The sequence below is a fragment of the Pseudaquabacterium inlustre genome (assembly GCF_038066595.1).
GTDB classification, from domain to species: domain Bacteria; phylum Pseudomonadota; class Gammaproteobacteria; order Burkholderiales; family Burkholderiaceae_C; genus Pseudaquabacterium; species Pseudaquabacterium inlustre.
Genome location: NZ_JBBUTH010000010.1, coordinates 89,580 through 103,711, shown reverse-complemented (window position 1 = coordinate 103,711; position 14,132 = coordinate 89,580). Strand labels below are relative to the sequence as shown.

The window sequence follows — 14,132 nt, the reverse complement described above, 5'->3', positions numbered from 1 at the left end:
AGCGAGGTTGGGCCAGCCCCGAGCCCGGCCCCGACTTCGGTCGGGGGACGGCCCAGGCGGCGGCGCCGACGATGGGCCTGCCCTGAACCCTCGCCGCCCACCCATGATCGGACTCCTCACCCGCTGGCGCCAGCGTGCCGCCACGCCCGCCACTGCACCGGCCAGCACGCCAACAGCCACCCCCTGCCAGGTGCGCTTTGCCGACGGCCGCGCACCGCTGGCCGTGGCGCCGGGCCACACGCTGCTGGCCGGCGCGCTGGCCGCCGGACTGCCCTGGCCGCACAACTGCCAGGTGGGCACCTGCGGTGCCTGCAAGACCCGCGTGCTGCAGGGCCGCGTGCAGCCGCTGATGGACTTCGACCTGTCGCCGCTGACGGCCGACGAACTAAAGACCGGCCATGTGCTGGCCTGCCAGAGCCGCGTGCGCGAAGACCTGCTGGTGGATGTGCCCATGCCGACCCCAGGCACTGCCCCAGGCGCCGCGCCGGCCATCGTGGCACTGGGCGCACGCATCGCCAACGCCAGCCAGCCCGCGCCCGACGTGATGCACCTGCGCCTGGCGCTGGACGCGCCGCTGCACTTCCACGCCGGCCAGTACGTGCACCTCACGCTGGATGGCCACGCGCCGCAGCGCTCTTACTCGCTGTGCGAGGCGCCGCAGCCCGAGGGCTTGGGCAGCGTGTCGTTCCTGATCCGCCGCCTGCCCGGCGGCCAGTTCAGCGAGCTGCTGTTCCGCCACGCTGCCCCCGGCGCGCGCATGCGGCTGCAAGGGCCGTACGGCACGGCGGCGCCGCTGGCAGCGGATCTGCCCATCCTGGGCGTGGCCGGCGGCACCGGTCTGGCGCCGATGCTGTCGCTGGTGGCCGATCGGCTGCGCGCCTCGGCCCAAGCGCGCTTCACGCTGCTGCTGGGCCTGCGCAACCAGTCCGACGACTTCGCCACGCCGCTGCTGGCGCCGCTGCTGCACGCGCATCCCGGCCGCGTGCAGGTGCAGATCTGGCTGAGCGACGAGCCCGACGGCAGCGCCTGGGCCGGCCCGCGCGGAGGGGTGGTGGACGGCATCACCGCGCCGCTGCTGCAGGCCAGCGGCGCGGCCGGTGCGTTCCTGTGCGGCAATGCCGTGATGGTGAATGCCGCGCGACTGCGCCTGCTGGCCCTGGGCCTGGGTGCATCGCAGATCCATGCGGATGCGTTTGCGCCGAGCGGTGAACCTGCTGGGGAAATCCCCCGGTGCGTCAGCGCCGCCCGCTGACCGGTGCGCGACATCGCCGCGGCCCGGCCCGCGCCTACATTGGCCCGGCGGGCCGGGTGCGTGGTGCCAGGGTTGCCGCACGGAGCCCACCGATGAGCCAGCCCACCCCGTTCCCCGCGCCTTTTCAGTTGCCCGAGGCCGCGGCCGACTTCGACGCCGCCGCACTGCACCAGCGCTACGCGCAGGAGCGCCTGCGCCGCACACGCGCCGAGGGCAATGCGCAGTATGTGGAGGCCGCAGGCCGCTTTGCCCACTACCGCGACGACCCGCATGCCGACCCCGACTTCCACCGCGCGCCGCAGGTGCGGCAGGTGGATGTGCTGATCCTGGGCGGCGGCTTCGGCGGCCTGCTCACCGGCGCGCAACTGCGCCAGGCCGGTTGGGATCAGGACGACAGCCTCTGCATCATCGAGCAGGCGGCCGACTTTGGCGGCACCTGGTACTGGAACCGCTACCCCGGCGCGGCCTGCGACACCGAGAGCTACATCTACCTGCCGCTGCTGGAGGAAACCGGCTACATGCCGGTGAGCAAGTACGCCCGCGCGCCCGAGATCCTGGCGCACAGCCAGCGCATCGGCCGCCACTTTGACCTGTACCGCGCCGCGCTGTTCCAGACCACCATCACCGGCATGGACTGGCAGCCCGAAGAGGCGCGCTGGCGCATCACGACGGACCGCGACGATGTGCTGAGCGCCCGCTTCGTGGTGCTGGCCGGCGGGCCGTTGAACCGGCCCAAGCTGCCGGGCATCCCCGGCATCGAGACCTTTGCCGGCCACAGCTTCCACACCAGCCGCTGGGACTACGCCTACACCGGCGGCGACGCGTCCGGCGCGCCGCTAACGGGCCTGGCCAACAAGCGCGTGGGCCTGATCGGCACCGGTGCCACGGCCGTGCAATGCGTGCCGCACGTGGGCGCGGCGGCCAAGGAATTCTTCGTCTTCCAGCGCACGCCCTCGGCGGTGGACGTGCGCAATGACCGCCCCACCGATCCCGAGTGGGTGAAGAGCCTGCAGCCCGGCTGGCAGCGCCAGCGCATGGACAACTTCACCGCGGTGATCTCGGGCGAGCCCTTCGACACCGACCTGGTGCAGGACGGCTGGACCGACCTGATCAGCGGCATCCTGCTGGCCGCGCGCCATGCGCGCCAGGACGGCCAGCCCCCCGCCAGCCGCGAGGAAACCGAGGCGCTGATCCAGCATGCCGACGACCTGAAGATGCAGCGCGTGCGCGCCCGCATCGACGCGCTGATCACCGACCCCGCCACCGCCGAGGCGCTCAAGCCCTGGTACAGCCAGTTCTGCAAGCGCCCCTGCTTCCACGACCAGTACCTGCCCACCTTCAACCGGCCCAACGTGCACCTGGTGGACACCCACGGCCAGGGCGTGGAGTGCATCACCCCGCGCGGCGTGGTGGTGGATGGCCGCGAATACGAACTCGACTGCCTGATCTACGGCACCGGCTTCGAGGTGGGCACCGATTTCACGCGGCGCCTGGGCTTTGAGGTGCGCGGCCGCGACGGCCTCACGCTCACCGAGAAGTGGCGCGAGGGCGCCAGCACCTTCCACGGCCTGTTCACGCGCGGCTTTCCCAACCTGTTCGTCATGGGCACGCAGCAGTCGGGCCAGAGCGCCAACTTCCAGCACATGCTCGACGAGCAGTCACGCCACATCGCCCATGTGCTGGGCGAGGTGCGCGCACGCGGCATCGGCACGCTGGAAGCCGACGCCCAGGCCGAAGCCGACTGGACCGCCAAGATCGTCAAGTACGCCCGCGCCCGCCGCGACTACCTGGCCGCCTGCACGCCGGGCTACTACAACAACGAAGGCGTGTACGACCAGCGCAGCGAACGCAACGCACAGTTCTGGCGCGGGCCCACGGTGTTCATCCGGCTGCTGGATGAGTGGCGGCGGCAGGGCACCTTGCCGGGACTGCAAACCACGCCGCTGCCTGCACACGCGCGCGCCTGAGCCCGGCACCACGGCGATGGACCGCCACCAGATCTGGGTCGAGAAGAACGGCCACACACAGCTGCTGTCGGCCACGCCCGACTACGCCCTGCCGCGCCTGGCGCGCTGGACAGGCCTGCGCATGGGCCGCTTCACCATCGCCGACGAGACGCAGGAGCGCCAGGTCTACGGCCCGCAGGCGGTGCTCACGCTGTTCATCGGCGGCCAGGCCGAAAGCACGCTGACACGCGGGCTGCGCCGCCGCCAGCAGGCCTACCGGGCCGGCGACCTGATCTGCTTTCCCGGCGATGTGGCCATGCAGCGCGTTCGCTGGCGCTCGCAGCAGGCGCGCATCGTGTCGGTGGAGATCGACCGCACGCTGCTGCAGCACTTCGAGGGTGACGACGTGCGCATGGCACCGCGGCCCCTGCAGGGCGAATCCTGCTTCCAGGACGCCGAGCTGGCCGGTCTGGTGCGCGGCATGTGGCGCGAGGTGCAGGCTGGCAGCCCGCATGGCCGGCTGTATGCCGAAACCCTGTCGGTGGGTCTGGCGCGCCGCGTGTTCGAGCGCTTCGGCGGCCTGCGCGCGTCGCCCGGCGAGCAGCGTGCCCGCCTGTCGGCCACCCAGCTGCGCCGCGTGGAAGACTGCCTGCGCACCCGGCTCGACCAACCCATCGGCCTGGACGACCTGGCCCAGGCCGCCGGGTTGAGCCGTTACCACTTCGCCCGCGTCTACAAGGCCAGTACCGGGCAGACACCCTACCAGCGCCTGCTGGCGCTGCGGCTGGAGCGCGCCTGCGCACTGCTGCGCGACACTGCGCTGCCCGCCGCCGAGGTGGCGCTGGCCTGTGGCTTCTCCAGCCAGAGCCACCTGGCCGACACCTGCCGCCGTGTGCTGGGCTGCACGTCGGCCGAGCTGCGTCGCGCACCCTGAGTGCCCGGGCCGCCTGGCCCGCACATCTTGCGCTGCACGGCGCAACAAGCTGGAAGACCTCCGATCCGGTGCCCGGCCACAGTGGCCGGCGGCGGCCATGCCTGGCCCGCCCGACACCACAACACCGGAGACTTGCCATGCCCAATCGCCCCGCCCTGCCCCGTCGGTTCCACCGCCTGGCCCTGGCCACCCTGCCCGCGCTGCTGCTGGGCGCCTGCCTGGACGGAGGCGGCGACCCACCCGTCGATCCGCTGCGCGTGGCCACCGCCGACGGTCCGGTTCAGGGCGCGCAGGCTGGCGGCATGCGCCAGTTCCTGGGCATTCCGTACGCCGCCCCGCCGGTGGGCGCCCGCCGCTGGCAGCCACCGGCCGCCGTGACGCCCTGGACCACCGTGCGCGACGCCACCACCTTCGGTGCCCACTGCCCGCAGCCCGACACCACGCCGCTGGCCTACGGCACGCCCGGCGGGCAGGAGGACTGCCTGTTCCTCAACGTCTTCACGCCCACCTCGCCGGGGCCGCATCCCGTGCTGGTGTGGGTGCATGGCGGCGCGTTCTACCTGGGCCGCTCGAATGGCTACACGCCTACCCGCCTGGTCGAGCAGGGCATCACCGTGGTGACGCTGAATTACCGCCTGGGCGCCCTGGGCTACCTGGCCCACCCGGCGCTCAATGATGCCAACGGGCGTTCGGGCAACTACGGCCTGCTTGATCAAGTGGCGGCGCTGCAATGGGTGCGACGCAACATCGCGGCCTTCGGTGGCGATCCGTCCAACGTCACGCTGGCCGGTCAGTCGGCCGGGGCGGCCAGCACGCTCACACAGCTGCTCTCGCCGATGGCGTCGGGCCTGTTCCACAAGGCCGTGCTGCAAAGCCCGCCAGCCATCACCCAGCCCACCGGCGCAGCCGCCCAGGCGCTGGGCGCCAGCACCGCGGCCAGCGCCTTCGGCTGCGCCGACGATGCCAATGCCGCGGCCTGCCTGCGCGCGCTGCCGGTGGAGCGCATCATTGCGGCACAGCCAGGTGGCTTCTCGCCACTGAACGGCCCCAATGTCGACGGCGCCTACCTCACCGCAACTTGGCGAGACGGCCTGGCCGCCGGCCTGGCGGCCAAGGTGCCGGTGCTGATGGGCAGCACCCACGACGAGTTCACCGCGTTCCAGGGCCAGACCGAATTGCGCACCGGCGCACCGCTGTCCGCCAGCGCCTACCCCGCCGCACTGGCGGCCACCTACGGCGCCGCGCTGGGCGCCACCGTGGCCGGCCTGTACCCGCTGTCGCGCTATGACAGCCCCAGTCTGGCGCTCAGCGCCGCCGTCACCGACAGCCTGTTCGCCTGCGGTGTGCGACAGAGCGTGCGCCAACTGGCCGCCGCCGGGAACCCGGTGTGGGCCTACGAGTTCAACGACGTGAACGCGCCGATGGTGCTGCAGCCGGCCGTGAGCTTCGCCTACAAGGCCTACCACGCGGCCGAGATCCAGTACCTGTTCGATCTGCCCAGCACCTCCCTGCTCAACAGCGCACAGCAGCAGCTGGCCGCCGACATGCTGGGGCACTGGGTGCGCTTCATGCGCACCGGCAACCCCAATGCCAGCGGCAGCAACACCTGGCCGGCCTACAGCCGCAGCGACGACCGGCTGCTGCAGTTCGTGCCAGCCGCCAGCACGGTGACGGCTGGCTTCGCCGCCGATCACCAGTGCGCGGTGTGGACACCTGGCGCCTGATCTGCACGATCCGACTGCAGGATGAGTGGCGGCGGCAGGGCACCCTGCCGGGGCTGGAGTTTGGGGGCGTGGCGGCACTGACTGGCAGGTATCGGGAAGGTACGATTCGCCCGCAATGCGAGGCCGTTCCCCGTACCCACCCTGGAGTTTTCGCCACCATGGCCCGCCCGAAGGCTGACAAGTCTGCCCACGAAGAACTGCTGGAACGCATGAATCCGGCCAGGGGACAGTTGTGGGCCGCAAGCGTCTGACCCCTGGGCTGACCGCTGACGCGGGCGGCGCCGCCGAGCCGACCGTGGACGCGCTGTACCAGGACATCCGCCAACGTGTGGAACGCGCGCGCCCAGGTCCTCACCCAGGTGAACCAGGCGCTGGTGCTCACCTACTGGCAGGTTGGCAAGCTCATCCGCACCCAGGTGCTGCAGGGCGCAGCGTGCCGCCTATGGGGCCGGCGTGCTCAAGGCCCTGGCCGAGCGCCTGACTCGTGACTACGGCAGCGGCTTCAGCCACTCGGGCCTGACGCGCATGGCCAGGTTATTCGATGCCCTGCCCGACGATCAGAAAGTTGCGACGCTGTCGCAACAATTGAGCTGGTCGCACTTTGTCGAGCTGATCAAGATCGACGACCCCACGCGGCGCGAGTTCTACACCGGCCTGTGCGCCCAGTCGCGCTGGTCGGTGCGCACGCTGCGCGAGCGCATCGACGGCCTGCTGTTCGAGCGCACGGCCATTGCCAGGCAGCCCGAGGCCGCCGTCCGGCAAGAGTTGGCGCAACTGGGCCAGGGCGCGAGTGTCAACCCCAGCCCGGCACTGTTTCTGAAAGACCCCTACCTGCTGGACTTTCTGGATCTGAAGGACGGCTTCACCGAGAAGGACCTGGAAGCCGCCATCCTGGCTGAGTTGGACCGGTTCATCCTGGAACTGGGCAGTGACTTCGCCTTCATGGGCCGGCAAAGGCGCATCCAGGTAGGCGGGCACGATTTCTACATCGACCTGCTGTTCTTCCACCGCCGCCTGCGCCGCCTGGTGATGATCGAGTTGAAGCTGGGCGAGTTCAGGCCTGAGCACAAGGGCCAGGTGGAGCTGTACCTCAAATGGCTGGCCAAACACGAGCAGCAGCCCGGCGAGAACGCGCCCATTGCCATCATCCTGTGCAGCGACAAGGACCCGGAGCTTGTGGAACTGATGGACCTGCAAAGGGACCAGGTCCACGTGGCCGAGTACTGGCTGCAATTGCCGCCGCCAGAGGTGCTGCGGGAGAGGTTGCACCGGGCGTTGGTGGAGGCACAGGCGAGGTTGAGTCACAGCAGCCATGGGAGCGACGATGACTGATCGGTCGGTTGACGCACTCGGTGAAGACATCCCTACCGGGTTCCGGCGCTTCACCATTGAAGACCTGAGCGAACTCTTCATTCGCCGCTGCGTACCTTCGCGTTCGATAGAGCGGTTCAAGCGACAAGGGCAGTGTCCGCACCATTGATCCGGCAGGCGGAGATGATGGCGGATGCGCTGACGGGGTAGTGCCGCAGCTTTCGCTCCACCGCCATGACCCCGCCAATGCCGATCGCCAACCCCACGCTCGCCCGGCTGCAGCGCGCCATCAGCCTGGCCTGGGCCGTGGCGCTGCTGGTCTGCCTGGCCGCCGTACAGATATTCGGCCCAAGCCCCGCGCGGTGGTCGCTGTTCACCCTGCTGCTCCTCGGGCACGCCTTCGTGCTGGGCATCGAGTTCATGCTGGCCACCGCCATCAACCGCCGTAACGCCACACCCCCCGCCACCACCGGGCAATTGCTGCACGCCTGGCTGACCGAATCACTGGCCGCGCCGGTGGTCTTCCTGTGGCGCCAGCCCTGGCGCAGCAACGCGCCGGCCGATCATCTGCCCGCCGATGCGCAGGGCCGCACCGGCGTGCTGCTGGTGCATGGCTTTGTCTGCAACCGCGGGCTGTGGCGGCCCTGGCTGCTGCGGCTGCGCCAGCGCAACGTGCCCTTCATCGCGGTGAATCTGGCGCCGGTGTTCGGCTCCATCGACGACATGCTGCCGGTGATCGAGGCTGCCGTGCAGCGCCTGCAGGCACACACCGGCCGGGCCCCGGTGGTGGTGGCGCACAGCATGGGTGGCCTGGTGCTGCGCCGCTGGCGCGCCCAGCCCGGCCACGCTGGGCGCGTGGGTGCGGTGCTGACGCTCGGCACGCCGCACCACGGCACCTGGCTGGCGCGCTGGGCCTTCAGCCGCAACGGGGTGCAGATGCGCCTGGGCAGCCCCTGGTTGCGCCATCTGCAGGCGCTGGAGCAGGCCCACGGCGCGGCCGGTCACGCGGGCTTCACCTGCTTTCACAGCCACTGCGACAACATCGTGTTCCCCGCCAGCAGCGCCACCTTGCCCGGTGCGCGCAACGTGCATCTGGCGGGCGTGCCGCATGTGCACATGGCCGCGCATCCGGCGCCGTGGGCCGCGCTGCTGCAGGCGCTGGATGCTGCTCAAGATGGCGCGACGGATCGCTGATGCGCCGGCAGGCGGCTTGGCCGCTGTCCCAGCCTGCGCCCTGTGAAGCAGGCGTCCCAATTGGCCTGGCGTCGCTGAGACGTCCGTCGCACGCCCGGCCCACAGCACTGGCGCAATGACGCATTGCGGGGCCAACAGCGCCCGCCAGCGCCCGGGCAATCCCTGACCCGGCGCCTGGCACGCATCCTGCGCTGATGCCTGCCACGCCAGCCCCGGTGCCATGCACGCCGGGGCGGTGCCCGCCAGGAGACGCCATGTTGTACCGCCTTGCCCCGCCCGCCCTGCACTGCGCGCCGCCGCCAGCGGCCAGGGTTGCCCATCTCGCGCCACGCTGGCGTGCACCTCCCCAACGCTGCGGTTGAGCGACTGCATCGCGCGCTGCGCGGTGTCATCCCCTTGATTCCAGCCCACCGGCACGGCCGCCGCCGCGCTGCCGGCGTGAGCTTGCCTGCGCCTGCCTGATCCGCTGCCGCCGGCTGCCGAGCGCCAGGCCGTGCCCCGTCTTCACCCGTCATCCGTCACCTGTCCGCCATGATGCCCAACGACTCCCCTGCCCCAACGCCCGCCGCGCCCTGCGCCGGCTGCGATGCCGGCCGCCGCGCCGCGCTGCAACGCCTGGCCTGCGGCGCACTGGCCACCAGTGGCCTGGCCAGTGCCGAGGCCTGGTCGGCCGAACAAGGCCCGCAGCCGGGCGACTGGCTGGTGTCGGTGGATGCCGACAAGCCCGTGCCGCTGACCGTGGCCGATCTGAAACCCAATGCCAAGCAGCAGCAGGCCTGGCCCTGTGATCCCAAGACGATGAAGCTGCGCGACCAGTCTCGCCTGAACCGCGTGCTGCTGGTGCGCCTGGACGCCGTGGCGCTGGACGCCGAGACGGCCCGGCGAGCCGCCGATGGCGTGATGGCCTATTCATCGGTGTGCACGCACCAGGGCTGCGATGTCAGCGCCTGGCGCGAGCAGGAGAAGACCCTGCTGTGCTTCTGCCACTTCTCGCAGTTCCAGCCGGCGCAAGGCGCCGCGGTGGTGGCCGGCCCAGCGCCGCGCCCGCTGCCCGCGCTGCCGTTGCGCGTGGAAGGCGGTCGCCTGATCGTGGCTGGCGGGTTCACGCAGCCGCCGGGTGGCCACAAGGCCTGAGCCGCTTCGCGGCCCGACAGACGTTCCCCGATGCGTGGCGCATGACCACGCTGCTTTCCCCAGACCCACAAGCCCAGGAGACCGACCCATGACCCGTTCGAGCACCCCTCGTCTGACCCTGCCGCTGCTGGCCACCGCACTGGCGGCCGCCACGCTGGCCGGCTCTGCGCTGGCCCAGGGCGCCCGGCCCTACCCCAGCGTGACCGATGCGCGCCTGGCCAACCCCGAGCCCGGCAACTGGCTGCAGTACCGCGCCAACTACGGCGGCTGGGGCTACAGCCCGCTCAAACAGGTGAACAGCGACAACGTGGGCCAGCTGCAGCTGGCCTGGGCCTTCACCACCGGCCAGGTGGAAGGCCACCAGAGCCCGCCGATGGTCAACGGCGGCTACATGTACATCACCACGCCGGGCAGCCAGATCGTGGCGCTGGACGCCAAGACCGGCGCCGAGCTGTGGCGCTACAAGAAGTCGCTGCCGGCCGAGCTGACCCAGCTGCACCCCACCAACCGCGGCGTGGCGCTGTATGGCGACAAGCTGTATTTCGCCACGCTGGACTGCATGCTGGTGGCGCTGGACGCCAAGACCGGCAAGGTGCTGTGGGAGAAGCCGGTGGAGAACTGGAAGACCGGCTACTACATGACGCTGGCGCCGCTGGCCGCCAAGGGCAAGATCATGGTCGGCAGCTCGGGCGGCGAGTTCGGCGTGCGCGGCTTCGTGGCCGCCTACGACGCCGAGACCGGCGCCCAGGCCTGGCGCACCTACACCGTGCCCGCGCCCAACGAGCCCGGTGGTGACACCTGGCCCGACAACGGCAGCTACAAGACCGGCGGCGGCAGCATCTGGATCACCGGCACCTACGACGCGCAGCGCAACGTGGCCTACTGGGGCACCGGCAACCCGGCGCCTTGGACGCCCGACAGCCGCAAGGGTGACAACCTCTACACCAGCTCCACCGTGGCACTGGACGTGGACACCGGCAAGATCACCGGCCACCACCAGTACACCTGGAACGACAGCTGGGACTGGGACGAGGTCTCGCCCCCGCTGCTGTTCGACACCGAGTTCAAGGGCCGCAAGATCCAGGCCGCGGTGCACGCGGGGCGAAACGGCTACCTGTGGGTGCTGGAGCGCGATGGCGGCAAGCTGAAGTTCGTGGACGGCTGGCCCTATGTGAACAACAACGTGTTCACCGGCCTGGACAAGAACACCGGCCGCCCCAGCTACGACATGACGCGCAAGCCGGCCATCGGCAAGGGGGCCGACTACTGCCCCAGCCTGTGGGGCGGCAAGGACTGGACACCCGAAGCCTACAACCCCGACACCGGCCTGTTCTACGTGCCGGCCAACAACAACCTGTGCTCCAACCTGCCGGCCGGGCAGAGCGAGAAGTACAAGCCGGGCGAGCTGTGGATCGGCTTCCCGCTCGAAGGCATCCTGAACAACGTGCGGGTGCCCAAGCCCGACCAGAGCATCGGCGAGATCCAGGCCTGGGACATGAAGACCGGCAAACTGGCCTGGAGCACCAAGTTCAACACCTTCCTGTGGGCGCCACTCATGACCACCGGTGGCAACCTGGTGTTCGCCGGTGGCACCAACGACCGGAAGTTCCGCGCCTTCGACGCCCGCACCGGCAAGACGCTGTGGGAAACCGCCACCCCCTCGGGCGTGACCGGCGTGCCCAGCAGCTACGAGGTGGATGGCGAGCAGTACATCGCCGTGCAGAGCGGCTGGGGCGTGGACGCCGAGCGCATGCAGGGCGCCTTCAACAGCCTGTTCAAGACCACCACCACGGTGCCGCAAGGCGGCAACCTGATGGTCTACAAATTGGCCCGCTGAACCCCGGAGGACCGACGCGATGACGAGTTTTCATCTCAATGGCAAACCGGTGCAGCTGGATGCCGCGCCCGAGATGCCGCTGCTGTGGGCGCTGCGCGACCGGCTGGGCGCCACCGGCACCAAGTACGCCTGCGGCATCGGCGCCTGCGGGGCCTGCACCGTGCACCTGGACGGCACGGCCGTGCGCGCCTGCACCACGCCGCTGTCGGCCGTGGCGGGCAAGCGCGTCACCACGGTCGAGGGCCTGGCGGCCCTGCCCGTGGGCCGCCAGCTGCAGCAGGCCTGGCAGGCCCACGGCGTGGCCCAGTGCGGCTTCTGCCAGAGCGGCCAGCTGATGAGCGCCGCCGCGCTGCTGAAAAGCCGCGCCAGGCCCAGCGACGCCGAGATCGACCAGGCCATGAGCGGCAACCTGTGCCGCTGCGGCACCTACACCCGCATCCGGGCGGCCATTCACCAGGCTGCCGGACAGTCCGCCGGAGGCAAGGCATGAGCACCGACATGACGACAGGCGGCGCACAGCTCACCCGCCGCCGCTGGCTGCAGCTGCTGCCGGGGGCAGGCGGCCTGCTGCTGGCCGTGGGCCTGGACGGCCTGCCACGCATCGCCCACGCGCAGGATGCCCCCAAGTTCGGCGCCGATGGCATGCCCAACGGCTGGCGCGACAGCCCGGCCACCTTCGTGGCCATCGGCCGCGACGGCACGGTGAGCATCCTGGTCCACCGCAGCGAGATGGGCCAGGGCGTGCGCACCAGCCTGCCGCGCGTGCTGGCCGACGAGCTGGAGGCCGACTGGTCGCGCGTGAAGGTGCGGCAGGCCCCGGGTGACGAGGAGACCTACGGCAACCAGGACACCGATGGCTCGCGCAGCATGCGCCACTGGTTCGGTCCCATGCGTCGCTGCGGTGCCGCCGCACGCCAGATGCTGGAGGCTGCGGCCGCCGCCAAGTGGGGCGTGCCGGCCTCGGAGGTGGCCGCCCGCCACCACCAGCTGGTGCATGCCAGGAGCGGCCGCGTGCTGCCCTTCGGTGCCGTGGCCGAGGCCGCTGCCGCCCTGCCGGTGCCCGACCGCGCCGCGCTGGTGCTGAAGACGCCGGAACGCTGGCGCTACATCGGCCAGGAGAGCAAGGTGTCGGTCGATGGCGCCGACATGGTCAGCGGCCGTGCGCTCTACGGACAAGACGTCATGCTGCCCGGCATGCTGTTCGCCGTGGTGGCGCGCCCGCCTGTGCTGGGCAGCACGGTCAAGCGCTTCGACGCCGCCGCGGCGCTGAAGGTGCCGGGCGTGGTCCGGGTGATCGAACTGCCGGGCACGCCACCGCCGTCGGAATTCCAGCCGCTGGGTGGCGTGGCCGTGGTGGCGCGAGACACCTGGTCGGCCATCGAGGGCCGCAAGGCCCTGGTGGTGGAGTGGAGCGACAGCCCGCACGCCAGCTACGACACGGCGGCCTACCGCAGCACGCTGATGGCAGCCGCCAACAGCGAGGACGGCAAGCTGCTGCGCAATGAGGGCGACGCCCGCGCCGCGCTGTCCGTGGCCGCGCGCCAGCTGCAGGCCGAGTACCACGTGCCGCACCTGGCGCATGTGCCAATGGAGCCGCCGGTGGCGGTGGCGCGCATCAGTGGCGGCCGCTGCGAGTGCTGGGCGCCGGTGCAGTCGCCGCAGGCGGCGCGCGACCGCATCGCCAAGCGCCTGAAGCTGGGCTTCGAAGCGGTGACGGTGAACGTCACGCTGCTGGGTGGCGGCTTCGGCCGCAAGAGCAAGCCCGACTTCGCGGTGGAAGCGGCGCTGCTCAGCCAGGCCCTGGGCGGCACGCCGGTGAAGCTGACCTGGACGCGCGAGGACGACCTGGCCAACGACTACCTGCACACCATCTCGGCCCAGCGCCTGGAGGCCGGCGTCAACGCCGACGGCCGGCTCATCGCGTGGCGGCACCGCGCGGCCGAGCAGACCTTCATGTCGCTGTTCATGCCCGACCCGAAGCAGCTGCACGGCATCGAGATCGGCCTGGGCCTGGTCGGCCTGCCCTTCGACATCCCGAACATCCGCATCGAGAACCCGGCCGCCGAAGCGCATGCGCGCATCGGCTGGCTGCGCTCGGTCAACAACATCCAGCACGCCTTCGCCACGCAGAGCTTTGTTGCCGAGCTGGCCGCCGCGGCCGGGCGCGACCACCGTGACCACCTGCTGGCGCTGCTGGGGCCCGACCGCAAGATCGACCCCGCGGCCATCCAGGACGGCTGGAACCACGGCGAGTCGCCCGAGCGCTACCCCATCGACACCGGACGGCTGCGCCGCGTGATCGAGCGCGTGACCGCCGAGGCCGGCTGGGGCCGGCCTGGCACGGCCGGCACCGCGCTGGGCCTGGCCGCCCACTACAGCTTCGTGACCTACGTGGCGGCGGTGGTGCATGCGGGCGTGGACGCCAAGGGGCAGATCCGCATACCGCGCGTGGACGTGGCGGTGGACTGCGGCGCCGTCGTCAACCCCGACCGCGTGCGCTCGCAGATCGAGGGGGCGGTGATCAACGGGCTGTCGCAGGCGCTCTTCGGTGAAGTGACGTTCCAGAACGGACGTGTGCAGCAGCGCAACTTCCAGGATTACGAACTGTTGCGCATGTTCCAGGCCCCGCGCGAGATCCGCGTGCACCTGATGCCGTCGAACCCCGATCTGCCGCTGGGCGGTGTGGGCGAGCCGGGGGTGCCACCGATCGCGCCGGCGCTGTGCAACGCACTGTACGCGGCCACAGGCAAGCGCATACGCCAATTGCCGATCCGCCAGCAGCTTGCCTAGCATGCGCCGC

10 protein-coding genes are annotated in these 14,132 nt (G+C 70.9%); all 10 read left to right on the top strand.

The features are described 5' to 3' along the window. Positions 1–103: 103 nt before the first annotated feature. The 10 genes from AACH10_RS20820 to AACH10_RS20775 all read left to right on the top strand — a co-directional run bounded on the left by AACH10_RS20820 (position 104) and on the right by AACH10_RS20775 (position 14,122). On the top strand, positions 104–1,252 hold the full coding sequence (locus tag AACH10_RS20820; protein WP_341412429.1) for a 2Fe-2S iron-sulfur cluster-binding protein: 1,149 nt from the start codon (positions 104–106) through the stop codon (positions 1,250–1,252). 92 nt (positions 1,253–1,344) lie between these two features. Further along, entirely contained in the window at positions 1,345–3,219 is a 1,875-nt protein-coding gene (locus AACH10_RS20815; protein WP_341412428.1) for a flavin-containing monooxygenase, read from the top strand. A 16-nt stretch (positions 3,220–3,235) separates the two neighbouring features. After that, a complete protein-coding gene (locus AACH10_RS20810) occupies positions 3,236–4,132 on the top strand; it encodes an AraC family transcriptional regulator (RefSeq protein WP_341412427.1) in 897 nt (298 codons plus the stop codon). Between the two features lie 137 nt (positions 4,133–4,269). Then, the gene (locus AACH10_RS20805; protein ID WP_341412426.1) at positions 4,270–5,856 is read left to right on the top strand and encodes a carboxylesterase/lipase family protein; all 1,587 of its coding nucleotides are present in this window, start codon (positions 4,270–4,272) and stop codon (positions 5,854–5,856) included. Positions 5,857–6,309: 453 nt separating this feature from the next. Then, a complete protein-coding gene (locus tag AACH10_RS20800) occupies positions 6,310–7,188 on the top strand; it encodes a PDDEXK nuclease domain-containing protein (RefSeq protein ID WP_341412425.1) in 879 nt (292 codons plus the stop codon). 213 nt (positions 7,189–7,401) lie between these two features. Then, a complete protein-coding gene (locus AACH10_RS20795) occupies positions 7,402–8,361 on the top strand; it encodes an esterase/lipase family protein (RefSeq protein ID WP_341412423.1) in 960 nt (319 codons plus the stop codon). Positions 8,362–8,892: 531 nt separating this feature from the next. Further along, complete coding sequence (locus tag AACH10_RS20790; protein ID WP_341412422.1) at positions 8,893–9,495, top strand: QcrA and Rieske domain-containing protein; 603 nt, start codon at positions 8,893–8,895, stop codon at positions 9,493–9,495. A gap of 88 nt (positions 9,496–9,583) precedes the next feature. Then, positions 9,584–11,332 carry a PQQ-dependent dehydrogenase, methanol/ethanol family gene (locus tag AACH10_RS20785; RefSeq protein WP_341412421.1) on the top strand — a complete coding sequence of 583 codons (1,749 nt, stop codon included), beginning with the start codon at positions 9,584–9,586 and terminating at the stop codon, positions 11,330–11,332. 19 nt (positions 11,333–11,351) lie between these two features. Beyond that, on the top strand, positions 11,352–11,822 hold the full coding sequence (locus tag AACH10_RS20780) for a (2Fe-2S)-binding protein (RefSeq protein WP_341412420.1): 471 nt from the start codon (positions 11,352–11,354) through the stop codon (positions 11,820–11,822). Further along, positions 11,819–14,122, top strand: a complete 2,304-nt coding sequence (locus tag AACH10_RS20775) for a xanthine dehydrogenase family protein molybdopterin-binding subunit (protein ID WP_341412419.1) — start codon at positions 11,819–11,821, stop codon at positions 14,120–14,122. Before AACH10_RS20780 ends, AACH10_RS20775 begins: the two co-directional genes overlap by 4 nt. Positions 14,123–14,132: the final 10 nt, after the last annotated feature.

Coding starts and splice junctions, on each gene's coding strand:
- AACH10_RS20790 (WP_341412422.1), top strand. CDS start 8,893: ATGATGCCCAACGACTCCCCTGCCCCAACGCCCGCCGCGCCCTGCGCC.
- AACH10_RS20815 (WP_341412428.1), top strand. CDS start 1,345: ATGAGCCAGCCCACCCCGTTCCCCGCGCCTTTTCAGTTGCCCGAGGCC.
- AACH10_RS20810 (WP_341412427.1), top strand. CDS start 3,236: ATGGACCGCCACCAGATCTGGGTCGAGAAGAACGGCCACACACAGCTG.
- AACH10_RS20785 (WP_341412421.1), top strand. CDS start 9,584: ATGACCCGTTCGAGCACCCCTCGTCTGACCCTGCCGCTGCTGGCCACC.
- AACH10_RS20795 (WP_341412423.1), top strand. CDS start 7,402: ATGACCCCGCCAATGCCGATCGCCAACCCCACGCTCGCCCGGCTGCAG.
- AACH10_RS20820 (WP_341412429.1), top strand. CDS start 104: ATGATCGGACTCCTCACCCGCTGGCGCCAGCGTGCCGCCACGCCCGCC.
- AACH10_RS20775 (WP_341412419.1), top strand. CDS start 11,819: ATGAGCACCGACATGACGACAGGCGGCGCACAGCTCACCCGCCGCCGC.
- AACH10_RS20805 (WP_341412426.1), top strand. CDS start 4,270: ATGCCCAATCGCCCCGCCCTGCCCCGTCGGTTCCACCGCCTGGCCCTG.
- AACH10_RS20780 (WP_341412420.1), top strand. CDS start 11,352: ATGACGAGTTTTCATCTCAATGGCAAACCGGTGCAGCTGGATGCCGCG.